Raw genomic sequence first — 24,270 nt, forward strand, 5'->3', positions numbered from 1 at the left:
ATTATTCCGCAATCCTGTTTCGCTGTCAAGAAAATGTTTTGAATTTTCTCAAGAGCCGATATTCATTACTGCAGGCCAATCAGTGATTTGCATCACAACTGCCGTGTCAGTGGGGTCGCATTATAGGGCGTTTTGCGGCGGGCGCAAGGGAAAAGTGAGAAAAACAATTCGCCCGCTGCATTTTCATCCAAAACGGCAAAAAAACACACTTTTCAGGTCTTAGGCCTGCGCCGAAGGGGCTAAAACAGCGATTTTTTGCGCAAATTCGCTGACTTTATTCCAGTCGGTATATTCCACTTCTTTACTTGGATCGGTTTCACCACCGGTCATGCGCATAATGAATTGGATCATCACACGGTCAAACCAGCGATAACGCGGATAATAAAGCGCGCCAGCAAAGACCGCGGCCACGGTAGGCTGCCACACAGAACGCTGCAAGAACTTACGCACATAGGCGTTGGTCTCCGGCGTGCTCTTCTCCGGTTTACGCGCCGTTAAGTTCACCCCGAAAAAGGCGGTTGGTAATTGCTGCAATTCGCGCTGGTATTGCGCTATCCAGCGCTGCACCTGACGGCTAAAGTGCCCATAACGAATCGAGGCACCAATCACCACGGCACGGTACTCTGCCCACTGTGGTTGTAACGGCTGCTGCACATCATGCAGACATACCTGACAATCAGGCACCTGCTGTTGCAGCTGCGCAGCAATATGCTGCATGATTTTTAAGGTTTGTCCGTCCGTGCTGGAATAGAGCAATAAATAAGTCTGAGCCATGATCAGTTTTTCCAGAATGTTGGGGTAAACAAGACCAACAGGGTAAACACTTCCAAGCGGCCAAACAGCATCGCGACCACCAAAATCCATTTCGCGCTGTTATTCAGGTCAGCAAAGTGCGGGGCGACCGAGCCTAGGCCCGGACCTAAGTTGTTCAAACTGGCGGCCACGGCCGAAAAGGCGGTCAACTCATCCACCCCTGTGGCAATCACGGCCAGCAAGCAAAGCATAAACACCAAGGCATAGGCGGAGAAAAATCCCCACACCCCTTCAATGATGCGCTCCGGTAGGGCGCGGCGGCCCAGTTTTATCGAGTAGACCGCGCTGGGGTGCACCAGACGCTTTAATTCGCGGTTGCCCTGCAAGCACAGTAAAAGAATGCGGATCACTTTCAAGCCGCCGCCGGTCGAGCCGGCGCAGCCACCAATAAAGGAAGAGAATAATAACAGCAGCGGCAAGAACAGTGGCCAGTCTGCAAAGCTGGCGGTAGAAAAGCCGGCGGTGGTACTGATAGAAACCGATTGGAAAAACGCGTTATCCAGCGCCAGCTGCCAAGTGTCATACACCTGCTTATTCATCAACACGGCAAAGCAAATCAGCGTCAGGCTCAGCTGAACCAGCAGGAAAAAGCGGCATTCTGGATCGCGCCAATACAAACGCCACGGGGTACGGCTGGTGAGCGCCGAAAAGTGCAGCGAGAAGTTACACCCAGCGATGATTAAAAAGACCCCAGTAATAATGTTGATCGCCGGACTATTAAAGTAGCCGATACTGGCATCGTGGGTGGAAAAGCCGCCGATCGCGATAGTGGCAAAACTGTGACTGATGGCATCAAAGCCGGACATCCCCGCCAACCAAAAAGCCAAGGCGCAGGCGATGGTCAGTAATACGTAAATCAGCCATAAGGTTTTGGCCGTTTCAGCAATACGCGGACGCATCTTGTTGTCTTTCAGCGGCCCCGGCATTTCGGCCCGGTACAGCTGCATCCCCCCGACGCCTAATAGCGGCAAAATCGCCACCGCCAACACAATGATCCCCATGCCGCCTAACCACTGCAGCATTTGACGATAAAACAGTAAGGCTTTGGGCAGGTTATCCAGCCCGACAATCACCGTCGCACCGGTGGTCGTTAGGCCTGAGAAAGATTCAAAGAATGCATCGGTAAAACTCAGCGGCAGCTCCGCGGAATAGATGAAGGGCAACGCCCCCACACTGCCGAGCACCGTCCAGAACAGCACCACAATCACAAAGCCATCGCGGGATTTGAGCTCATGCTTATGCCGGCGATTAGGAAACCACAGCAGCGCACCGATCACCACAGCGGTGACAAAGGTGGTCATAAACGCGGTGCCCGAACCGTCGCGGTACAGCAGCGCCACCAGCGCCGGAACGCACATGGTGACGGAAAACAGCATGATCAGCATGCCAACGATTCGGGTAATAGAGCGCAACTGCATGCAAAAGCTATCCTTGGACGAAAACGGAGGGGGAATTATTCAGACAATGTCTGCAAGATCAAGCCACCGCGGGTGCGATCTTTGAGCGCTTGAGCAAAAAGGGTGACCTGCTCCGCAGGCAAACCGATACGCAAACGAATATTGCCGCCAAATTCCACCTCCTGCTTCTCACCGTCATACGCCGCCAATAAGGTTTCCACCAAACTTAACTGAGCATAGTCACAGGTTAAGTAAAAGGCTTGCCGCTCAACTTTCTCTACCGTGGTCAGCAGCTTTAATGCCTGTTGTACCCCATTGCCGTAGGCCCGCACTAAACCACCGGTACCGAGACGGATCCCACCGTAATAGCGGACTACCACCGCCGTCAGCTCACCGACCCCACTCCCCAGTAGACAGTTAAGGATCGGTTTACCGGCGGTGCCCGCAGGCTCACCATCATCGGAAAAGCCCAGCTGCTGCGAGTCAGTCGGCGCACCGGCCACAAATGCCCAGCAGTGATGCCGAGCCTGAGGGTGAGCCGCTTTCGCCGCCTGAACAAAGGCCCGGGCCTGCTCGCTGCCCGGGGTATGTGCCAGTAAGGTGATAAAGCGACTTTTCTTTATTTCTTCAGCAAACTCGACCGCAGCGGCCGGAATGGGGTAGTGCGCCATCAGTTCAGTGCCAGATCCCGCGTCAGGTTTTCAATGCCGCCTTCGGTGATCACGATATTGTCTTCAATACGGATCCCACCAAATGGACGCAGCGCATCGATGCGTGCCCAGTTAATGTGGCTGTTCAGCGCGTGGTTTTTCCAAGGCTCCAGCAAAGAATCAATGAAGTACAAACCCGGCTCGATAGTCAGCACCATGCGCGGCGCCAGTTCCCGCGTACAACGCAGGGCCGGATAGGCCGCTGGCGCAGCCAGATGGGTGCCTTGTTCATCTTGCATGAAACCTGCCACATCGTGCACTTGCAGGCCCAGTAAGTGACCCAAACCATGTGGCATGAAGCTGCCAGTCAGCCCTTCGTTAACCATATCTTCTTCATTGAGACGCACAATATCGTGCTCACGCAGCATGCGCGCAATGCGCTGGTGCATCTGCAGATTCAGATCAGGGTAGCGCTGGCCCGGTTCAATCGTGGCAATCAGCTCTTGCTGATGACGATGCATATCGCGGATCAGCGCAGCAAAATCATTCTCTTCGCGGGCGTAGGTACGGGTGATATCGGCGACATAACCGTTAAAGGTCGCGCCCGCATCCAGCAAGAAGCTGTCGCTGCTGGCGGGGGTTTTACGCTGCAAGGTGGTGTAGTGCAAAATCGCGCCATGCTGATTCAAAGCCACGATATTGGTGTACGGCACCTCAGTATCACTTTGACCGGTAGCCGCCAGATACGCCAAGTTGATATCAAACTCGCTCATGCCGGCCATAAAGGCATCGTGCGCTGCACGGTGGCCATCGACGGCAATCTTCTGGGCGCTGCGCATACACTGCAACTCGTAATCAGTTTTGTAAGCGCGTTGATAATGCAGCGTATTAAGTAACGCTGGCGGGTTAATCTGACCAATCCCGGCGTCACGAGCCAACTGCTCGCTCGAGCCGATGTAGCCCCACTCGGCGCGCGCCGCCGGCAGATACTGCTCTATGTCACGCGGTTGGCGCAGCACGACTATCTCAAACTCTTCTGCCCAGTACTCTTGCGGTACTGGCTCGACCGCATGCCAATAATCCACCGGAGAATAGAAGAACAGGCGCGGGCGATTCACGCCATCGACTTGCAGCCAGCAATGCGGCACATTCGTCAGCGGTAACCACGCATTGAAATGTGGATTAACCTTAAACGGATAAGTATTGTCATCCAGAAATGCGTAAATCGGCTCTCCGGAGTGGATCAGCAGCCCTTGCAGCTGGTCACGTTCCAATACGGCCCGGGTGCGACTCTGTAGCTCGGCAATATGCGCGCGGTAAGCGTGTTCCATGAAAATACCCTTTCTTCTATTCATCACTGAATTCCCATAGTAGCACAGCCAATGTGCCCTGTGGCGCTTCGGCCATCGCGTAACCTTGCCCGTCAATCAGAACAAAATCCCCACATCGCCCTCTGCGGATATTGCGGTTTTTCGCCGCTGAAACGAGCCTCCTCATGGTTAACAAAAAATTAAACAAATGTTTTAAATGAGTGTTGAAATATTGTTAATTTGAAAGCACACTGGTTAAAAATATGACACTGGCTCGTTATCCGGTGCGTACCCTCTGCTGGCTGCGGCCAGTGTTGCCCCCGGAGAGATCCGGCTCTGGAGATAGAAGATGCTTTATCAAAGCCCAACCCTGACCCTGCGCTGGCTGACTGACGGGATTGCCGAACTGCAATTTTCCGCCCAGTCCGCCGCCGTCAACAAATTCGATCTGCAGACCTTAACCAGCCTCGGTGAAGCGCTGGAGCTGTTGCAAGGGCAAACCGCCCTGCAAGGTCTGTTGGTCAGCTCAGCCAAAGACTCTTTTATTGTCGGCGCTGACATCACCGAATTCCTCGGTCTGTTTGCATTGCCAGAAGAGGAGCTGCAACGCTGGCTGGCACGAGCCAATGCCATTTTCAATCAGCTGGAAGATCTACCGGTTCCCACCGTTTGCGCCGTCAATGGGATTGCCCTCGGCGGGGGATTAGAGTGCGTGCTGGCCACCGATTTGCGCATCGGTGATAGCCAAGCGCGAGTCGGTCTGCCAGAAACCAAACTCGGCATCATGCCGGGCTTTGGCGGCACCGTGCGTTTGCCTCGCCTGATTGGCGCCGATAGCGCACTGGAGCTGATCACCGCCGGTAAAGAAATCGGCGCTGATGCGGCCTTAAAGCTGGGTATTCTGGATGCGGTGGTCGCCAGCGATAAACTGCATGCTGCGGCGCTGCAAATGCTCAACGAAGCGATAGCCGGTCGGTTAAACTGGCAAGCACGCCGACAGGTCAAACTGCAACCACTGGCCCTCAATGCCACCGAAGCGGCCATGAGTTTTAGCACCGCTAAAGCGATGGTGCTGCAAATTGCCGGCAAACACTATCCGGCACCACTGGCCGCCGTCAGTAGTGTGGAAGCAGCGGCGCGCTGTACGCGCGATGCGGCGCTAGAAATTGAAACCCGCCATTTTATTCCACTGGCCAAATCCGATGTTGCCACCGCGTTGGTGGGGATCTTCTTGGGCGATCAGTTGCTGAAAAGCAAAGCCAAGCAAGCGGCCAAAGCTGGCAAACCCACTGCGCATACCGCAGTACTGGGCGCAGGCATTATGGGCGGCGGCATTGCCTACCAGTCCGCTCTCAAAGGCGTACCGGTTCTGATGAAAGACATCAGCGAAAAATCCCTCACGTTAGGGATGACCGAAGCAGCCAAATTGCTGGATAAACAGCGCGAGCAAGGCAAAATCAGCGGCCTGCAGATGGCGCAAACCCTGACCGCCATCACGCCAAGCCTCAACTACGCCGGTATCGAACGTAGCGATATCGTGGTCGAAGCGGTGGTGGAAAACCCGAAAATCAAACAAAGCGTACTGGCCGAAGTTGAGCAATTGCTGCCAACCGACGCCGTGCTGACGTCTAACACCTCCACCATCCCGATTAACGTGCTGGCCAGTGCCCTGCAGCGGCCAGAAAACTTCTGCGGCATGCACTTTTTCAATCCGGTACACCGGATGCCATTGGTTGAGATCATCCGTGGCGAGCGCACCTCTGAAGAGACCATCGCCCGCGTAGTGGCGTATGCCGCCAAAATGGGCAAATCACCGATTGTAGTGAATGACTGCCCGGGCTTTTTCGTCAACCGCGTCCTGTTCCCGTATTTTGCTGGCTTTAGCCTGCTGCTGCGCGATGGCGCTGACTTCCAGCAAATCGACAAAGTGATGGAAAAACAATTTGGTTGGCCTATGGGCCCGGCCTATTTGTTGGATGTGGTGGGGATGGATACCGCGCATCACGCCCAAGCGGTGATGGCAGCCGGTTTCCCGCAGCGGATGCAAAAAGATTACCGCGATGCGGTCGACGTGATGTTCGAGTTGCAGCGTTTTGGCCAGAAAAACGGACAAGGCTTCTATCGCTATACCCAAGATGCCAAGGGCAAGCCGAAGAAAGAGGCCGATCCCGCCACCTACACCTTGCTGAGCGAGGTATGCGCGCCACGGCGCGAGTTTAGCAGCGAAGAGATTATCGCCCGTTTGATGATCCCGATGGTCAACGAAGTGGTGCGCTGCTTGGAAGAAGGCATTATCGGTAGCGCCGCCGAAGCGGACATGGCACTGATTTATGGCTTGGGCTTCCCACCGTTCCGTGGCGGTGCCTGCCGTTATCTGGATAGCCTCGGTAGCGCTCACTATGTGGCACAGGCCGATGCCTTAAGTGCGCTGGGCGCCTTGTATCAGGTTCCGGATGGACTGCGTGATAAAGCCAGCCGTAACGACACTTATTATCCGCGCCATCGCCTGCCGGCCTGAGGGAGAAATTGAACATGAAAAACGTTGTCATTGTTGACTGCCTACGCACCCCGATGGGCCGCTCTAAGGGTGGGGCATTTCGTCATGTGAGAGCCGAAGATTTATCGGCACATCTGATGCGCGAACTGCTGCGCCGTAATCCGCAAGTGGCCCCTACGGCACTGGAAGATATTTATTGGGGTTGCGTGCAGCAAACTCTGGAGCAGGGCTTTAACATTGCCCGTAACGCCTCACTGCTGGCGGGGATCCCGCACTCCGTGGGCGCGGTCACGGTGAACCGCTTGTGCGGCTCTTCGATGCAAGCGCTGCACGATGCCACCCGCGCCATCATGACCGGCGATGGTGAGATCTTCATGATTGGTGGGGTCGAGCACATGGGGCATGTGCCGATGTCGCACGGCGTCGACTTCCATCCTGGGTTGTCACGCTCCGTGGCCAAAGCCGCGGGGATGATGGGCTTAACCGCCGAGATGCTCGGTCGCCTGCACGGCATTAGCCGCCAGATGCAAGACGAGTTTGCTGCGCGTTCGCACCAGCGCGCCCATCAAGCCACCGTCGAAGGCCGCTTCAAGGCTGAAATTGCCCCGCTGACGGGCCATGATGCCGACGGCACGTTGACGTTGTTCGATGTTGATGAAGTGATCCGACCGGAAACCACCGTGGCGTCACTCAGCACCTTGCGTCCGGCCTTTGATCCGGTCAACGGCACTGTCACCGCGGGCTCGTCGTCGGCGCTGTCTGATGGCGCTGCCGCGATGCTGCTGATGAGCGAGGATAAAGCCCGTGAATTAGGCCTCCCGATCCGTGCGCGCATCAAAGCGATGGCGATTGCCGGGTGTGACCCGTCCATCATGGGTTATGGCCCAGTACCGGCCAGCCGCAAAGCGCTGCAGCGCGCCGGTTTAACGATCGCCGATATCGATGTGGTCGAGTTAAACGAAGCCTTCGCCGCCCAAAGCTTGCCGTGCGTGAAAGACTTAGGCTTGCTGGAGGTGATGGACGACAAGGTCAACCTCAACGGCGGCGCGATTGCCTTGGGTCACCCACTTGGTTGCTCTGGCGCGCGGATCTCCACCACCTTGATTAATCTGATGGAAGCGCGCGATGCTCAGTTTGGTCTGGCGACCATGTGTATCGGGTTAGGTCAGGGGATTGCCACCGTCTTTGAGCGCGTGTAAATCTCGCGCGCAGTAAAACAAAACGGCAGGACCCAGATCCTGCCGTTGTTCGTTTACGCAGCACGCTTCCCCGAATCTATGCGCGGCAAGAGTTCACCCCCCATTAAAATCGGGTGAGCCTTTCATCCGCCGCACACAGGCTGTTGTGATGGCGTTCTACCCGCAGTGCTTGGCCGATAATGCCGGCACTGGCGACAAAAATCTGCATATAGCCAAACAGCTCCAGCGTCTCTTCCACCGTTTCTTTGATCATGCGCGCATAGCCGTCTTGCAGCAGCATCTGCCACAAACTGCTCATCCCCATCAAACGGGAGAACACCAGCAAGGTCACCAGACCACACAGCAGGCCACCAAAAAACGGGCTGCGTACCATCATCGCCAAACCGCGCAAAGTAGCCGCTCGCTCTTTCCACGCCACGCTGAGCGCCAAACCGGCCACCAGCAGCGCCGGTACCACCCAAAAGCCGTGGAACACCACATCCAAAAAAGCATCCAGTTCGCGGATCAGCAAGCAGGCAAAAAATCCGCCCACCAAGGTCGCCGCTGGGCGCCACAAGCGGCTATGCCGAGCCAGCGCAAAATAGCCCAACACCAGCAAAAACAGTAATACCTCTTGGGTCAGCTCCACCCAAGAAAACTCCGACAGGTTATGGGCATCGAAATAGACATCCAGCCGGAGTAATCCCACCATGCCTGCAGCGCATAGCGCCAATGCCACAAACGCCACTAAGGCGCGCAGGACCACTGCTAAATCAGTCTTCATGCTGTTCTCTATTGATGTGCAAATCATGCTTAGTTACATAAAATGTTGCCAAATTATGTGACCAAGTTCAAATAAAGAACACCCATGAAAGCCAATCCCAGCCGGATAAAACAGACAATTAATTTATATTTATATTATTAATCAATAAGAAAGAGATCAGTCCGCCGCTGATAAAAAACCGCGCTCGAAACCGAACCCAACCGCAGAAGCCACCAGTGCCAGTAGCGTAAGTGGTGAGCAGGATGTTTCCAGCCATTGCAATAACAGCAAGCTGGTGGAGATGAAACACAGGGCGCCGTACATGGCGAGACGGTCATTCAACGTAAACATGAGAGGATCCCCGCAGCAGTGCCTAGCCTGAGGATTACCCTAATCGATGGCAGATTTTTTGCTGTTAGCCTGTTGGCAATTTACCCCTTTTTTACGCTAAAGATTGGAGATGTGTGAGTTTACTCATTAAACTACTGCGCATATCCACTGCCCACCGCTGGCGCTGCGCGAGCAGAGTCACAGGCAGCATTAACGCTCAGACTTTTGACTTGCAGGATTGCTGTAGCATGAATTCCGTTGTCCCAGATCACACACTGGATGCCCAAGGGCTACGCTGCCCAGAGCCGGTGATGATGGTGCGTAAAACCATCCGCAATCTGACCACAGGGCAGACACTGCTGATTGTGGCGGACGATCCGTCCACCACCCGCGATATTCCCAGCTTCTGCCGCTTTATGGATCACCAGTTGCTCGAGGCCCAAACCGAGAGCCTGCCGTATCGCTATCTGATCCGCAAAGGCGCGTAAAGCAAACAGCGCTTAACAGACCGTTCGCGCATTCAGACTATGCCTCCGGCCAGCTGTCACTCGATTCCGCACGATTTTGTTGCAGCTGACTGAGCTGATGGCGCAGACGGCGATTCTCTTCCCGCAGCGGCTGCACGTAACGCCAGCGGATCCACGACTCCAACGCTAAATAACCGGTGATCAGGCAGCCAATCAACAGCGGTAAGCCGGCATCGGTTAAGATCAGCGCCAGCATGTTGAGCAAAAAGGCAAAGTGAAAAAACAGACACTGCTTTTTCGCCGATAACAGTGGAAAACGTCGCCACATAAGCTGCTCCTTATCGGTATGGGTCTTGACCCAAAGCGGCATCGGGTGTTGGCACTCTCGACACGTTCACTCCCGAAGCCCTCTTCAGTGTAGAAGTCCTACGCGCAGTCGGCTGCCGCGCAGGTCGCAAATCGGTGATTTTCTCTTTACGCCGAGCGCCTTCTGACAAGCTATAATCAGCGGCCAAGAGGCTGCCGACTCAAAGCAGCAGGCAGATATCGGCGAGTGCCCAGCACCGCCATCCTTCCCTATCCCGTTTTATATTTAGCAAGGAGAGTGCATGAGCAGTATCGAACGCATCGGCACCACGGCCCGTTGGTCAGACATCGTGATCCACAATCAAACCGTTTATCTGGTTGAAGTGCCGAGCCAACTGGATGCCGATATCACCGGGCAAGCCCATGAGGTACTGGCCAGCCTAGAGGCGCTGCTAAAACAAGCGGGCTCTGACAAATCGCGTATTCTGTCGGCCACCATTTATCTGAAAGATATCAGCGAGATCGCGGCCTTCAATGCGGTGTGGGATGCTTGGCTGCCGAGCGGCAGTGCACCGGTGCGCGCCTGTGTGCAGGCAGTGATGGCCGATCCGGGTTACCGCGTCGAAATTCAGCTGACGGCGGCGCGCTAAGCGCGATTGTCCGCATCTCCGGCATTCCCTTCTTCTCTGTCAGTCGGTAAGTAAAGAAACTGCAGAGATAAAAAAAACCGCTGCCCCTTTCGGTGACAGCGGTTTTTTTCTACCAGTTACGGTAGCAGCCAAATCACTGGATTGGGCTTAAGGTGATCTCAACACGGCGGTTTTGCGCACGGCCGCTTTCGGTGTTGTTAGAGGCGATCGGATTATCCGGGCCGGCACCGTAGGTACGCAGACGGGAAGCTGACACGCCCTGCATCATCAGGTTTGATGCCACAGACTGCGCACGACGCTCAGACAGCTGCATGTTGTAAGCGCGCTTACCGGTGCTGTCGGTATAACCGATGATGTTCACCATGGTCTTTTCGTATTCTTTCAGGATCATGGCCACACCACTTAAGGTGTTGATACCGGCAGGCTTCAGGCTGGTGCTGTTGGTATCAAACGTCACGTTGTTTGGCATGTTCAGGATGATGTTGTTACCGTCACGGGTCACACTCACACCGGTGCCACGCAGCTGCTGACGCAACTTCGCTTCTTGCACATCCATGTAATAACCGATACCACCACCCAGCGCTGCACCGGCTGCGGCACCAATCAAAGCACCTTTACCGCGATCTTTCTTGGAAGAAGAGGCCACACCAATCAATGCCCCCGCTAATGCACCTATCGCAGAGCCACTCGCTGCTTTCGCAGTCTGCTCTTCATTGGTGTACGGGTTGACCGTGGTACAACCGGACAGAGCCACGGAAACACACAGAGCGCCAACCAGCGCTTTGATTTTATTACTCATTATTGTTTACCTAACTTATTCCATCTACGCGCACAAAAACGGGTTGCCGGTAACCCGACCCCCCTTGCCCAGCGCTACGGGACATTGAAGCGCCGTATTGCATCAATTCGGTCTGCGTTTGGCAACCCATTTCATGCGCAGGCCTGCATTCCTGACACTTTGTATACTCACTTTCGCGCTAGCGGCAGGCTCAATGGCGGTTTACCACAGCAAAGTGATAATCCCGAGTGCAGCAAACACCATCGCAGCCGCGCGGTGGCCCCAATCCGACTTCATGTACGGACTTAAGCGTTCACCAAACCACAGCATCGGCGCATTAGCGGCAATCATGCCCAAGGTCGAACCGATCATCACCAGCGTCACGTTGTCATAACGCGCGCCAAGCAACGTGGTCGCAATTTGGGTTTTATCGCCAATCTCGGCAATAAAGAAGATCACCAGTGATGTCCAGAACGGATGCCCGCCCTTCACTTCACCGTTATCTTTATCCGGGATCAGCACCCAACCGGCCATCAGCAGGAAGCCGACGCCCACTACCCAACGCATAATCTCCGGCGTTAAATAGTTGCTCAGCTCCACCCCAATCCAGGCAGCCAGAAAGTGATTAAACAAAGTGGCACAAACAATAGCAGCCAGAATCCACCAAGGTTTGCGAAAACGTGCCACCAGCAGCAAAGTCAGCAGTTGGGTTCTATCGCCCATTTCGGCCAACGCCACGGAAGCAAAGGAAGTTGCAATTATCGACACGACATACTCATCAGGGGCGGGGGCCAACGTAAACATATGGCGTAACGCTGTCCCCGCCCCTGCGGTTACAGTCGTTAGCCATAGGTCTCGTCAACCTCAAAGATGCGAGGCCGCTGCCGCCATGCCCTTCGGGCAAGTTTGTTGACGACAGCTTTGCTACACCGAACAGGTACTGGCGTACCGGCAACGTATGTTGCAAAAGACTACTCCCCCATGACGGAAGAGAGACGTATCCGAAACAGAGAAAAGGATACGAAACGCCGGCATTTTACTGACTAAAAACCGCTGAAACAAGCAGCGATTCACTACCGATTGTCGTCTTTGTCAGTAAAGTGCGCACCATTGCAGCGCGCATGCCAGTCACAGCAGGTGAGATGATCGTTCACCAAACCGGCCGCTTGCATAAAGGCGTAACAGATAGTGGGGCCAACAAAGGTAAAGCCACGCTTTTTCAACGCCTTGCTCATCGCCACTGACGCCGGCGTACTGGCCGGCACCTGCTCTGCGCTGGCAAAATGATTGACCTGCGGCTGCCCACCGACAAACGACCACAGCAGAGTACTGAAGTCTTCTCCCTGCGCTTGAAGCGCCAAATAAGCACGCGCATTTTGCACCAGCGCGGCCAGCTTGCGCCGGTTACGAATCAGGCCGCTGTCTTGCATGAATTCAGCCAACTGCGCCTCACTGAGCGCGGCCATGCGACCGGCCGCAAAGCCGAAAAAGCAGTGCCGGTAGTGCGCCCGCTTTTTCAGTACCGTGATCCAAGATAGCCCCGCTTGCTGCCCTTCCAGACACAACAGTTCAAACAGACGGTCGCCGTCATACAAAGGGCGTCCCCACTCCTGATCGTGATAAGCCAGATAAAGAGGATCGTCACTCACCCAGTTGCAACGCTGCATTCCGCCTCCTTTAAGTGTTTCTATTAAAGCTGTGCAAACGGTATACTAATTTCCTTTATCTCAACCTCAGCGAATTGGCAATCCATAATTATGGCTAAGTTCGATATTAAGACCTTTCAAGGCCTGATCCTGACTTTGCAGGACTACTGGGCCCGTCAGGGTTGCACCATTGTGCAGCCGCTCGATATGGAAGTGGGTGCCGGTACCTCCCACCCGATGACTTGTCTGCGCGCACTGGGCCCAGAGCCGATTGCAGCCGCTTACGTACAGCCATCCCGCCGCCCAACTGACGGCCGTTACGGGGAAAACCCAAACCGCCTGCAGCACTACTATCAGTTCCAGGTGATCATCAAGCCTTCTCCTGACAACATTCAGGAGCTGTACTTAGGCTCGCTCAAAGAGCTGGGGCTCGATCCGCTCATCCACGACATCCGCTTCGTGGAAGATAACTGGGAAAACCCAACGCTGGGTGCCTGGGGTCTGGGCTGGGAAGTGTGGCTGAACGGTATGGAAGTCACCCAGTTCACCTACTTCCAGCAAGTCGGCGGTCTGGAGTGTAAGCCGGTCACCGGTGAGATCACCTATGGTCTTGAGCGTCTGGCCATGTACATTCAGGGCGTAGACAGCGTTTACGATCTGGTATGGAGTGACGGTCCGCTGGGTAAAACCACCTACGGCGATGTGTTCCACCAGAACGAAGTGGAGCAATCCACCTATAACTTCGAACATGCCGATGTGGATTTCCTGTTCCAGTGCTTTGAACAGTACGAGAAAGAAGCCCTGCACCTGCTGAATCTGGAAAAGCCACTGCCATTGCCAGCCTATGAGCGCATTTTGAAGGCGGCGCACTCCTTCAACCTGCTGGATGCCCGTAAAGCGATTTCGGTGACCGAGCGTCAGCGTTACATCCTGCGCATCCGTACTCTGACCAAAGCGGTAGCCGAAGCTTACTATGCCTCTCGTGAGGCACTGGGCTTCCCTATGTGTCAGCGTGAAACTCACCCAGCAGAGGCGAAATGATATGACGCAACAAGCGACCTTTCTGGTAGAAATCGGTACCGAAGAGCTGCCACCAAAATCCCTGCGCGCACTGGCCGAAGCCTTTGCCGCTAACTTCACTGCCGAGCTGGATAAAGCCAATCTGGCGCACGGCCCAGTACAGTGGTTTGCTGCGCCGCGTCGTCTGGCGCTGAAAGTGATCGACCTGCAAAAATCCCAGCCGGATCAGCAGATTGAAAAACGCGGCCCTGCGGTTGCCCAAGCATTTGGCGCGGATGGTCAACCGACCAAAGCCGCTGAAGGCTGGGCGCGCGGTTGCGGGATCACCGTCGACCAAGCCGAGCGTATGGTGACCGATAAAGGCGAATGGCTGCTGCACCGCGCCGTAGTCGCCGGTCGTCCAGCCAAAGAGCTGCTGTGCGACATGGTCGACAGCGCGCTGGCCAAACTGCCAATGCCAAAGCCAATGCGCTGGGGCGACAAGAGCACCTACTTTATCCGTCCAGTGCACACCGTCACCCTGCTGCTGGATGACGAGCTGGTTCCAGGCACCATTTTGGGGATCCACTCCGATCGCGTCATTCGCGGCCACCGCTTCATGGGCGAAGCCGAGTTTGAAATCGAACACGCCGAGCAATACCCAGAGCTGCTGCGCCAGCGCGGTAAAGTGGTTGCTGACTATGCCGAGCGTAAAGCGCTGATCCTGCGTGATGCCGAGCAAGCGGCGGCAGAGCTGGGCGGTAAAGCTGACATCAGCGAAAGCCTGCTGGAAGAAGTCACCTCACTGGTGGAATGGCCAGTGGTGCTGACTGCCAAGTTCGAAGAGAAATTCTTGGCAGTACCAGCCGAAGCGCTGGTATACACCATGAAAGGTGACCAGAAGTACTTCCCAGTCTACGCCGCCGACGGCAAACTGCTGCCAAACTTCATCTTTGTGACCAACATTGAGTCCAAAGATCCGCAGCAAATCATCAGCGGTAACGAGAAAGTGGTGCGCCCACGTCTGTCGGATGCGGAGTTCTTCTTCAAGACTGACCTCAAGCACAAGCTGGCCGACCGCCTGCCACGTCTGGAAACCGTGCTGTTCCAACAGCAACTGGGGACCCTGCGTGACAAGACTGATCGTATCGAGCAGATGGCCGGTTTCATCGCCAGCCAAATCGGTGCCGATGTAAACCACGCGCGCCGCGCCGGTCTGCTGTCTAAGTGTGACCTGATGACCAACATGGTGTTCGAATTTACCGACACCCAAGGCGTCATGGGCATGCACTATGCCCGTCATGATGGCGAAGCCGAAGATGTGGCGGTAGCCCTGAACGAGCAGTACATGCCGCGCTTTGCCGGCGATGCCCTGCCATCTTCAGCGGTCGCCTGCGCCGTCGCGATTGCCGACAAGATGGATACCCTGGCCGGTATTTTCGGTATCGGTCAACACCCGAAAGGGGATAAAGACCCGTTCGCCCTGCGCCGCGCCACATTGGGCGTGCTGCGGATCATCGTGGAAAAAGACCTGCCACTGGATCTGACCGCACTGACCGAGCATGCGGTAGCTCTGTACGGTGACAAGCTGAGCAATGCCAACGTGGTCACTGACGTGGTCGACTTCATGCTGGGCCGTTTCCGCGCTTGGTATCAAGACGAAGGCTTCAGCGTTGATGTCATTCAAGCGGTACTGGCACGTCGTCCTACCCGTCCAGCCGATTTTGATGCCCGAGTGAAAGCGGTATCGCACTTCCGTACTCTGGATGCGGCGGCGGCACTGGCGGCGGCCAACAAGCGGGTGTCCAACATTCTGGCGAAAGTAGAAGGCGCGCTGCCAAGTGCTATCGACAGCAGCCTGCTGCAAGAGCCGGCTGAAAAAGCGCTGGCCGAGCAAGTGCAGAGCCTGTCTGCCAAGCTGCAGCCACTGTTTGCTGAAGGCCGCTACCAAGAAGCGCTGACTGAACTGGCCGCTCTGCGCGAGCCGGTCGATGCCTTCTTTGACAGCGTGATGGTCATGGCAGATGACGTTGCCCTGCGTAACAACCGTCTGACCCTGCTGAGCACCCTGCGCGATCTGTTCTTGCAAGTGGCGGATATCTCCGTACTGCAATAATCAGCGGTAAGCATCGTGACTAACCCCGCTTCGGCGGGGTTTTTTTATGCCCTGTCCTTATCTGCCCACCTATCCATTTTTATCCCCATGCCTACCCGCAATCACAGCCATGGTGCACAGCGCACGGTAATGCTTGGTTACACAGTACGGCCACGCAAAACGCGCTAACCATAGCCAAGCGTCGCCCTACGATCTATGGTTAGCAGCATCGCACCTTTTTTATTCGATTGACGTTATCCCTGTCCGGCTCTGACTCCTGATGAGTCGGCCCGTCTCAGGCTGAGGATCTCTTCATGCACTTCTCGCAATTTGGCGAAAAATTCATGCGTCCTGCCGGCGTAACCCAGATGATGAGCGATCTGGAAGACGGTATCTACAGCGCCGATACCGTGATGTTAGGCGGAGGCAACCCCGCTTCCATCCCCGAAATAGAGGCGTATATTGCACAGCAACTGGCCACGCTGCAGCAGCAAGGTGAGCTGCGTGAGCTGGTGTGTAACTACAGCCCTCCGCCACGTGGGGAGGATTTTGCCACTACCTTATGTCGGCTATTTAATCAGCTGTATGACTGGGATCTCACCCCCGACAACATTGCCCTGACCAACGGCAGCCAGTGCGCCTTTTTCTACCTGTTTAACCTGTTTGCCGGCCATGATGCACACGGTCGCCAACGCAAAGTGTTATTTCCCCTTAACCCAGAGTACATCGGCTATACCGATGCTGGCTTAGAAGCCGGTCAGTTTATCTCGACCCATCCGCATATTCAGATGCAGGATGATGGCTTTTTCAAATACCACATCGATTTCGAGCGCCTGCCGCTGGATGACAATACCGGCCTGATTTGTGTCTCACGCCCAACCAATCCCACCGGCAACGTGATCACCGATAGTGAGCTCGAACGCCTGAGCGAGTTGGCGCAGCAACATGATATTCCGCTGCTGATTGATAATGCCTACGGTCAACCGTTCCCCGACTTGCTGTACAGCAGCGCCTCGTTGCCGTGGAACAGCCACACTATCTTGTGCATGAGCTTGTCCAAAATCGGTTTACCGGGCACCCGCTGCGGACTGGTGATCGCCGCGCCGGAGATTATCCGCGCTATTCGTAACCTCAACAGCATCATCAGTTTGTCCGTCAATGCCTTAGGCCCGTTGTTGCTGCAAGAGATGATCCAGCGTAACGATTTGCTCGACCTGTGCCAGAGCATCATCCGGCCGTATTACCAGAATAAAATCAATAAAGCGGTACACCTGCTGCGGCGCCATCTGTCGGCTTCGCTCTGTCAGGTGCATCGTCCGGAAGGGGCATTTTTCCTCTGGCTGTGGTTCCCGAAACTTACCATCAGCACCGATGAGCTGTACCAGCGTCTCAAGGCGCGCAAAGTGATTGTGGTGCCGGGCAGCTTCTTTGAGCTGGGTCTGGATGCACCGTGGCCACATTTGCGCCAATGCATCCGGATCACCGTGATCCCCGATGCCGCCACCTTGGATCGTGGCCTGAAGATCATCGCCGATGAAGTGATCCGCGCCAGCGCCTGATCCGCCACGTACACCGCACACCCAACACCACAGCGCAGTCACCGATAAGGAGCTCACTGCGCCGTGGTGCTTTTTTCTCGACCTCTCTTTTTTAGCTCTGCCAACCGGCACGTCTCGACGCGTCAACGTGATTAAATTTGCCGCACTTTCCCTTGCCGATTGCGCCCTTATGCCGTTATGGTAAGAAAAAAACGCTGCGTTATTGCTCAATATGACGCAATGGCACTCCATATCGGCACAGGAAGTGATTTTCCCTTATGAACTGGTCTTTGTTTGGTGACAAATTTACCCGGCAAGCTGGCATTACCCAGCTGATGGACGATTTGAATGACGGACTGCGCACGCCGGGTGCCATCATGCTCGGCGGCGGGAATCCGGCGCGCATCCCGCAGATGCAAGATTACTTTACCGAGCGCTGCCGTCACCTGCTCGACAGCGGTGAGCTCACCGATGCGCTGTGTAACTACGACGGTCCGCAAGGCAAAGACAGCTTCTTGCACGCATTAGCCGCTTGGCTGCAACAGCAGTTTGGCTGGCCACTGACCGCCGAACACATCGCCCTGACCAACGGCAGCCAGAGTGCCTTTTTCTATCTGTTCAACTTACTAGCCGGCCCAAATGCTGAAGGTCAGCAAAAGCGGATTTTATTTCCACTGGCACCCGAATACTTGGGCTACACCGACGGCGGCCTGCAAGACGCGCAGTTTCTGGCCCATCGCCCCCTGATTGAAGAGCTGGATGACGGCTTTTTCAAATACCATATCGACTTTGATACCTTGCCGCTCGATGAGGATATCGGCCTGATTTGCGTGTCGCGCCCCACCAACCCCACCGGCAATGTGCTGACCGATCAGGAAATTACCCGCCTCGATGAACTCGCTCGTGCCCATCGCATTCCGCTGCTCATCGACAACGCTTACGGTTTGCCGTTTCCCGGCATCATCTTCAATGATGCTAAACCACACTGGAATGACAACACCATCTTGTGCATGAGCCTGTCTAAACTGGGGCTCCCGGGTCTGCGCTGCGGCATTGTGATAGCCCACCCACGCATCATTCGCGCAATCGGCAACCTCAATGGCATTATCTCGCTGGCTCCCGGCAGTGTCGGACCTGCGCTGGCACTCGACATGCTGCGCCGTGGCGATCTGCTGCGCTTAAGTGAACAGGTGGTTCGTCCGTTTTATCAGCAACGCTTGAGCCAGACTCTCGCCATTTTGCGCCGTTATCTGCCCGCTAGCCGCTGTAAAATCCACCAGCCAGAAGGGGCGCTATTTTTATGGTTGTGGTTTGCAGGGCTACCTATCTCGACCCAAACCCTGTACGAGCGCCTCAAAGCGCGCGGTGTGCTGGTGGTTCCCGGCTGTCATTTCTTCACGGGGCTCGCGCAGCCGTGGCGGCATGCCGATGAGTGCATTCGCATGAACTATGTGCCTGAGCCAGAGTTGATTGAGCAAGGTGTGAAAATCTTAGCCGAAGAAATTGAGCGGGCGTGGCAGGAAGCGGACGCGGCACAGCCATTGAGCAAGTAAAGCGGCGCGCAAAAATATAGCGACTAACACAGACATAAAACAAACATACAGCAGACATAAAAAAACCCCGGTTAAACCGGGGTTTTTGTTTTCAAGCACCTGACATCAGAGGTCAGCGCGGCTTATTTTTTTACACACATTACGTGGTAAACGCCGTGCTCTTTCTCAGCACCTTCAGTTTCGTGTTCGAAACCTGGGAAGGTGTCATCCCACGCTTGCAGCGCTTTCAGGTAGCCAATTTGTGGGCTGTTGTCATCGCCGAAGTTTTCGCCGGACATCAGCATTGGGATACCAGGTGGATAAGGAATCACAGAGTTCGCGGCAGTACGGCCAGCCAGCTCGTTAACAGATACCAGCTCAACATTGTCAGCCACCAATTGGCCATATGCTTTACGTGGCAGCATATCCATTTGTGGCAGAGTAGAGTAAGCCAGGTTCAGTTTCACGCTTGGGTTGTGAGTCTTCAGGAAGTCGATCATCTTGTCGCCCAGATCGTGCATACCCAGACCTGCGTACACTTCTGGTGCAGTGGCTACCAGACCTGGCAGAACTTCTTCCAGTGGAGTGTTGGCATCGTAGTGCTTTTTGAACGCCATCAGGCTGTTCATCAGAGTCACCCACTTACCTTTGGTTACGCCCATGGAGAACAGGAACATAACTTGGAAGTCAGTGGTACGGGTAGGAACGATACCTACGCTAGACAGATAAGCAGTTACCAGTGCAGCTGGAACGCCTTTCTCTTGCAGAGAACCGTCTTTGTTCAGACCCGGAGTCAGCAGGCTCACTTTAACTGGATCCAGCATTACCCAATCTTCATCCAGATCGGCAAAGCCGTGCCATTCGTCACCTGGGTTCAGTTTCCAGCAAGACTGTTCAGAGCTCAGCAGAGAAACTGGCGCTTCAGCGAAGTCATAAGACTCACCGCTTACTGGGTCGATAACAGTTTCTGGGTTCCAAGGCTTGAAGAACCAATCGTTGTTCTTCTCAGCATCGTGGAAAGAGCGCGCTACTGCTTGACGGAATTCAACCGCTTCAGTGATCACTTCAGTGGTCAGGTTGATACCTTGCTGACCATCCATCATCGCTGCCGCAACGTCGTTGGACGCAGCGATAGAGTACAGCGGAGAAGTGGTCGCGTGCATCATGTACGCTTGGCTGAATTGCTCTGGCTTGATGTTGCTACGGCCTTCACGCATGTGAATGTAAGAAGCCTGAGACAGCGCGTTCAGCAGTTTGTGCGTAGAGTGGGTAGCAAAGATAGTTGGTTGATCTTTACCGTGCGCTTCTTTATCACCACGCATTGCGTGGAAGCCCTTGTAAATAGGGTTGAAGCGAGAGTAACCGAACCAAGCTTCGTCGTAGTGAATACGATCGGTGCTTTGACCCAGCAGCTCTTGGATAGTGTCGCCGTTGTAGATCAGGCCGTCATAAGTACAGTTAGTTACCACACTGTAAGAAGGACGCTGATGTGGCGCTGCGCTCGCGAATTTGCTTTCTGCAATTTTCGCTTTGATAGCTTCAGGCTGCATCTGCTTCTTAGGGATTGGGCCGATGATGCCGTAAGCGTTACGAGTTGGAGTCATGTAAACCGGTGCAACACCAGTCAGCATCAGACCTTGTTCGATAGATTTGTGGCTGTTACGGTCACAGATCGCGATATCGTCTTCAGAGCAGCACGCTTGGAAGATGGTACGGTTTGCACCGGAAGTACCAACAACCAGAGAGTAAGAACGGTCAGCACCGAATACGCGAGCGATGTACTTCTCACTCTCACCGAAAGCACCGGTGTGGTCCAGCATTGAACCTAAAGAAGCACGTTCGATACCCATATCGGTACGGAAAATGTTTTCACCGTAGAAGTCGAAGAACTTACGACCGATAGGAGTCTTACAGAAACCGATACCACCTTGGTGGCCTGGCGCAGACCAGGAATACTCTTTCTCTTTCGCGTATTCCATCATGGCAGCCATCAGTGGCGGCATGATTGCTTTTTCATAACGCGCAACGGCAGCTTGCAGACGGCCAACGATGAAATCAGTGGTGTCATCCAGGATCATGAAGGTTTCAGTCACCAGCTTCATCACTTCAGCAGTAACGGCTTTGTTGTCACCGTGAGAGCTTACCAGCAGGAATACTGGGGCTTTCTCGTGACGCAGACGCAGCTGCTTCAGGAAGTCGATGATTTCTGCAGACTCAGACGGAACCCACTCAGCCATTACGCAGTCAACCGCTGCAGTAGAGGTTACATAGGTGGTCGCGTTCTCGTAAGAGTGAGCAAACTGAACCTGTTCACCCTTGCTGGTCAGAGAGGTCACAATCTTTTCGATTGCTTCTTCCAGCGGAAGGTTAGTAACAGTGCTGTTTCCTACGATCAGATATTTCTTATCACACATAGATAAACCCATCATTCAAGGTGTACGCCGCACATACCAAGGTGTGCTCGGATAAATATCCGCAGACATTTATCGTCTGTACGTTATAAAACGGTGATTTGATAATGTATTCAGATTCTTCGAATAGATTCATTGAATAAAAGAACAATCTGAATACATAGTCAGATTGGCTGCGAACATTAAAGATAATCTGTCAGGTAAATAAGAAGACCAAAGATGGCTCTACGTTACCGTTACGTCGGAACCAATTAACAGATATCGCAGTCAATTAAAAAGATGGAACACAAACTCATCAAGCACAGTGATGGTAAATCCATTTTTTATTTTTTGCTATTAACTAATATGTCAAAACATTACAAAACAGCCGGGAGTGAATATAAACATACAAATACAAAATAACTATTCACTAATTTTTAGTCTGGCTGTATGATTACGCATAAATTTTAATTTAACGCTATAAATAGCGGTAAATAGTCGAGCTAAATACTCAGGAATAGATTGCAAAGCAAGAAAATTACCGAAATAATGCCGTGATTCAAGTCACAAAAAACCATGAAAAACGCTCATGGAAATAACTAGCAACACTTAACAACATCTCGTTTCCGCACCATACAAAATGATACGGAGAGCAACCTCTCGTTACCGCTCAACACATTTAAAATCCCATCCACACACATAAAACACAGTTGATCATAATTGTGCATACATAGAAATCGTTATTTCCGCCATTAATAATTGCAAAAACAAGCAGATAGCCAAAACCACCTATTATTAAGCATAAATAATTCGTTACGTATTCTGGTGTTTTTTGTCGGAACTGAATTTGACCTAGATAGCTATCTACAATACTGTTTAAGCCGAAAAAGCAGCGTGCTGCTTAATTCCAATAAGTTTCATTCTTCATTTTCTTTTCGCCAGTTATGTAAGTTATTTCTCATATACTTCGGTATATGTGTTTTATGTCATTGGCTGACGATAGATATACAGAAACACACCGGAAATAAAACAATATTTGTCCGTGTATTTTATGCATGAATAAATACATTTTTATTTCTGGTTAAGCAAAAAGCATCAACATTATCGATTTCTAATATTAAAAGAATAATCCCTTTCGGAGATACAATTCATGGCTACAGAATCGAAAAAAATGGGGGTTGTCGGCCTGACCGTACTGGTTGCCGTTAATATGATGGGCTCCGGCATTATCATGTTACCGGCCAGTCTGGCACAGACCGGCGCCATCTCCATGCTCTCTTGGCTGGTTACCGCTGTCGGTGCCATGTGTATTGCTTACACCTTCGCAAAATGTGGTGCCTTCTGTAAGCGTGACGGCGGTATGTCTGCTTACTCTGAAGAAGCACACGGCAAATCTTCTTTCTTCATCGCCTCTTATACTTACTACGTGTGTCTGGTGATCAGCTGCGTAGCTATCGCGGTATCCGCTGCCGGTTACATGGCACCGTTCTTCCCGTGGATTAAAGCGACCCCAATCAACACCTTCATCACCGTTGTTGCCATCCTGATTGTGACCATGGTAGCGAACTTCAAGGGTCCTAAAATCACCGGTCAGATCTCTGGCTTCACCGTGTGGGGTATCATCCTGCCAGTAGCCGGTCTGTCTATCATCGGTTGGTTCTGGTTCGATCCAAAAATCTTTGCTGAAGCATGGAACCCGCACAACATGGGTACCGGTAGCGCTATCTCTTCTGGTATCGCACTGACCCTGTGGGCATTCCTGGGTATTGAATCTGCTGGTGCTAACTCTGGTGCGGTAGAAAACCCAGAGCGTAACGTACCACTGGCTTGCCTGTTCGGTACTGGCTTCGCGGCTATCGTGTACATCGCGTCTACCTCTGTAATCCAAGGTATCGTACCTAACGCGCAACTGGCTAACTCTGATGCGCCATTCGGTCTGGTGTTCTCCATGATGTTCACCCCACTGGTTGGTCAAATCGTTACTGCTCTGGCGGTTATCGCCTGTATCGGCTCCCTGCTGGGCTGGCAGTTCACCAACGCGCAGGTATCTAAAGCCGCTGCAGACATCCGTCTGTTCCCAGCTATCTTCGGTAAAGTGACTCGTGACGACGCACCAATCGCCGGTATGCTGATCATGCTGGTTCTGGAGCTGCTGCTGGCCTGTATGACCATCTCTCCAAACCTGCTCAAGCAGTTCAACGCCCTGCTGAACCTGGCCGTATTCATCAACATGGTACCTTACGTACTGTCTATGACCGGTCTGCAAGTGATGCTGCGTAAGAACAAAGTGACCGAAAGCCAGTACAAAGCCGCCTCCATCGTGGGTACTCTGGCCGTGGCTTACAGCATCTACGGTGTGTATGCCTGTGGCGCTGATGCCGTGTTCGGTGGCTCTATCATCACGCTGATTGGTTACATCTTCTACGGCTTCCTGGCCGGTCGTGATACCAAACTGGCGATGGAAAACAGCAAATAAGTTTGCTGCTCGATTCAACGAAAAAGCCACACCCAAGGGTGTGGCTTTTTTATGTCCGCAATCTCTTATCTACCGCACGCGATCTCGACAGTCCCCATCGCACCGTTTCCCGTGTAGGTTTTAGCACGAGCAAACCAAGCGCTAGCGATAATGACAGCGGAGCCTTCCCCCACGCCTCTCGCCAACACCACCCGCGCTTGCTACCACACGTGTCAGCCTCGCCAGCCGATAAATCCGCCCCCTAAACTATGCTGCCAGAGACTCACACTGCCAGCCTCGGTTATTGAGTGCTCACTCTCGACGAATAACCCATCCCCTAATAACCCAATAACCGTACAACAGTGCATAACCTTGCCACCGAACTCTACCCGTATCATTCGCATAAAAAAGAATAATTATGCAAACAGTGCATAAACCATAGAATGCAGGTGTACGCGCGTTGAGAGGCATAATCT

Annotated in this window: 20 protein-coding genes and 1 riboswitch; of the genes, 9 read left to right on the forward strand and 11 right to left on the reverse strand. The window is 53.6% G+C overall.

Annotation, left to right across the window (positions count from 1 at the left end; translation table 11 throughout):
* Nucleotides 1–219: 219 nt before the first annotated feature.
* From hemG to pepQ, 4 genes are read right to left on the reverse strand one after another with little or no spacing between them, the layout of a single operon-like run.
* Complete coding sequence (gene hemG, locus NCTC9997_RS14890; protein WP_064978363.1) at nt 220–774, reverse strand: menaquinone-dependent protoporphyrinogen IX dehydrogenase; 555 nt, start codon at nt 772–774, stop codon at nt 220–222.
* A 2-nt stretch (nt 775–776) separates the two neighbouring features.
* Entirely contained in the window at nt 777–2,231 is a 1,455-nt protein-coding gene (gene trkH, locus NCTC9997_RS14895; protein WP_010863037.1) for a Trk system potassium transporter TrkH, read from the reverse strand.
* Between the two features lie 35 nt (nt 2,232–2,266).
* Complete coding sequence (locus tag NCTC9997_RS14900) at nt 2,267–2,881, reverse strand: IMPACT family protein (RefSeq protein ID WP_064978364.1); 615 nt, start codon at nt 2,879–2,881, stop codon at nt 2,267–2,269.
* On the reverse strand, nt 2,881–4,191 hold the full coding sequence (gene pepQ / locus NCTC9997_RS14905; protein ID WP_064978365.1) for a Xaa-Pro dipeptidase: 1,311 nt from the start codon (nt 4,189–4,191) through the stop codon (nt 2,881–2,883). The genes NCTC9997_RS14900 and pepQ overlap by 1 nt, the downstream gene beginning before the upstream one ends.
* A gap of 328 nt (nt 4,192–4,519) precedes the next feature.
* Here pepQ and fadB point away from each other — a divergent pair, with 328 nt between their 5' ends.
* Nucleotides 4,520–6,688 (forward strand): fatty acid oxidation complex subunit alpha FadB, encoded by a 2,169-nt coding sequence (fadB, locus tag NCTC9997_RS14910; RefSeq protein WP_064978366.1) that lies wholly within the window; start codon nt 4,520–4,522, stop codon nt 6,686–6,688.
* A 14-nt stretch (nt 6,689–6,702) separates the two neighbouring features.
* A complete protein-coding gene (fadA, locus tag NCTC9997_RS14915; protein ID WP_064978367.1) occupies nt 6,703–7,866 on the forward strand; it encodes an acetyl-CoA C-acyltransferase FadA in 1,164 nt (387 codons plus the stop codon).
* Nucleotides 7,867–7,969: 103 nt separating this feature from the next.
* On the opposite strand, the gene NCTC9997_RS14920 is transcribed toward fadA, so the two are convergent.
* Complete coding sequence (locus NCTC9997_RS14920; RefSeq protein WP_064978368.1) at nt 7,970–8,629, reverse strand: hypothetical protein; 660 nt, start codon at nt 8,627–8,629, stop codon at nt 7,970–7,972.
* A 156-nt stretch (nt 8,630–8,785) separates the two neighbouring features.
* A complete protein-coding gene (locus tag NCTC9997_RS15200; protein WP_165807680.1) occupies nt 8,786–8,959 on the reverse strand; it encodes a hypothetical protein in 174 nt (57 codons plus the stop codon).
* A gap of 227 nt (nt 8,960–9,186) precedes the next feature.
* Here NCTC9997_RS15200 and tusA point away from each other — a divergent pair, with 227 nt between their 5' ends.
* Nucleotides 9,187–9,426, forward strand: a complete 240-nt coding sequence (gene tusA, locus NCTC9997_RS14925) for a sulfurtransferase TusA (protein WP_010863030.1) — start codon at nt 9,187–9,189, stop codon at nt 9,424–9,426.
* Nucleotides 9,427–9,463: 37 nt separating this feature from the next.
* Here tusA and NCTC9997_RS14930 read toward each other — a convergent pair whose 3' ends face one another.
* A complete protein-coding gene (locus NCTC9997_RS14930; protein WP_047707427.1) occupies nt 9,464–9,733 on the reverse strand; it encodes a hypothetical protein in 270 nt (89 codons plus the stop codon).
* A gap of 280 nt (nt 9,734–10,013) precedes the next feature.
* On the opposite strand from NCTC9997_RS14930, the gene NCTC9997_RS14935 reads away from it, so the two are divergent.
* Nucleotides 10,014–10,361, forward strand: coding sequence for a RidA family protein (locus tag NCTC9997_RS14935; RefSeq protein ID WP_010863028.1), 348 nt, complete (start codon nt 10,014–10,016; stop codon nt 10,359–10,361).
* Between the two features lie 133 nt (nt 10,362–10,494).
* Here the strand turns inward: NCTC9997_RS14935 and NCTC9997_RS14940 are convergent, their stop codons facing one another.
* From NCTC9997_RS14940 to NCTC9997_RS14950, 3 genes are all read right to left on the reverse strand, one after another.
* Nucleotides 10,495–11,160 carry an OmpA family lipoprotein gene (locus NCTC9997_RS14940; RefSeq protein ID WP_010863027.1) on the reverse strand — a complete coding sequence of 222 codons (666 nt, stop codon included), beginning with the start codon at nt 11,158–11,160 and terminating at the stop codon, nt 10,495–10,497.
* Between the two features lie 201 nt (nt 11,161–11,361).
* Complete coding sequence (locus NCTC9997_RS14945; RefSeq protein ID WP_225624440.1) at nt 11,362–11,907, reverse strand: TMEM165/GDT1 family protein; 546 nt, start codon at nt 11,905–11,907, stop codon at nt 11,362–11,364.
* Between the two features lie 92 nt (nt 11,908–11,999).
* Nucleotides 12,000–12,131: riboswitch (yybP-ykoY riboswitch) on the reverse strand.
* An 81-nt stretch (nt 12,132–12,212) separates the two neighbouring features.
* The gene (locus tag NCTC9997_RS14950) at nt 12,213–12,806 is read right to left on the reverse strand and encodes a DNA-3-methyladenine glycosylase I (RefSeq protein WP_064978369.1); all 594 of its coding nucleotides are present in this window, start codon (nt 12,804–12,806) and stop codon (nt 12,213–12,215) included.
* Between the two features lie 90 nt (nt 12,807–12,896).
* Here NCTC9997_RS14950 and glyQ point away from each other — a divergent pair, with 90 nt between their 5' ends.
* From glyQ to NCTC9997_RS14970, 4 genes are all read left to right on the forward strand, one after another.
* The gene (gene glyQ / locus NCTC9997_RS14955; RefSeq protein ID WP_010863024.1) at nt 12,897–13,826 is read left to right on the forward strand and encodes a glycine--tRNA ligase subunit alpha; all 930 of its coding nucleotides are present in this window, start codon (nt 12,897–12,899) and stop codon (nt 13,824–13,826) included.
* A gap of 1 nt (nt 13,827) precedes the next feature.
* Nucleotides 13,828–15,900 carry a glycine--tRNA ligase subunit beta gene (gene glyS / locus NCTC9997_RS14960; RefSeq protein ID WP_064978370.1) on the forward strand — a complete coding sequence of 691 codons (2,073 nt, stop codon included), beginning with the start codon at nt 13,828–13,830 and terminating at the stop codon, nt 15,898–15,900.
* A 293-nt stretch (nt 15,901–16,193) separates the two neighbouring features.
* On the forward strand, nt 16,194–17,438 hold the full coding sequence (locus tag NCTC9997_RS14965; protein ID WP_039046353.1) for a valine--pyruvate transaminase: 1,245 nt from the start codon (nt 16,194–16,196) through the stop codon (nt 17,436–17,438).
* Between the two features lie 257 nt (nt 17,439–17,695).
* The gene (locus NCTC9997_RS14970; RefSeq protein ID WP_064978371.1) at nt 17,696–18,970 is read left to right on the forward strand and encodes a valine--pyruvate transaminase; all 1,275 of its coding nucleotides are present in this window, start codon (nt 17,696–17,698) and stop codon (nt 18,968–18,970) included.
* Between the two features lie 122 nt (nt 18,971–19,092).
* On the opposite strand, the gene adiA is transcribed toward NCTC9997_RS14970, so the two are convergent.
* Nucleotides 19,093–21,363, reverse strand: coding sequence for an arginine decarboxylase (gene adiA, locus NCTC9997_RS14975; RefSeq protein WP_039046355.1), 2,271 nt, complete (start codon nt 21,361–21,363; stop codon nt 19,093–19,095).
* A gap of 1,126 nt (nt 21,364–22,489) precedes the next feature.
* Between adiA and potE the strand changes: the two genes are divergently transcribed.
* Nucleotides 22,490–23,815 carry a putrescine-ornithine antiporter gene (gene potE, locus NCTC9997_RS14980; protein WP_010863019.1) on the forward strand — a complete coding sequence of 442 codons (1,326 nt, stop codon included), beginning with the start codon at nt 22,490–22,492 and terminating at the stop codon, nt 23,813–23,815.
* Nucleotides 23,816–24,270: the final 455 nt, after the last annotated feature.

The sequence above is a fragment of the Plesiomonas shigelloides genome, assembly GCF_900087055.1.
Classification (GTDB): domain Bacteria; phylum Pseudomonadota; class Gammaproteobacteria; order Enterobacterales; family CAMTGL01; genus Plesiomonas; species Plesiomonas shigelloides.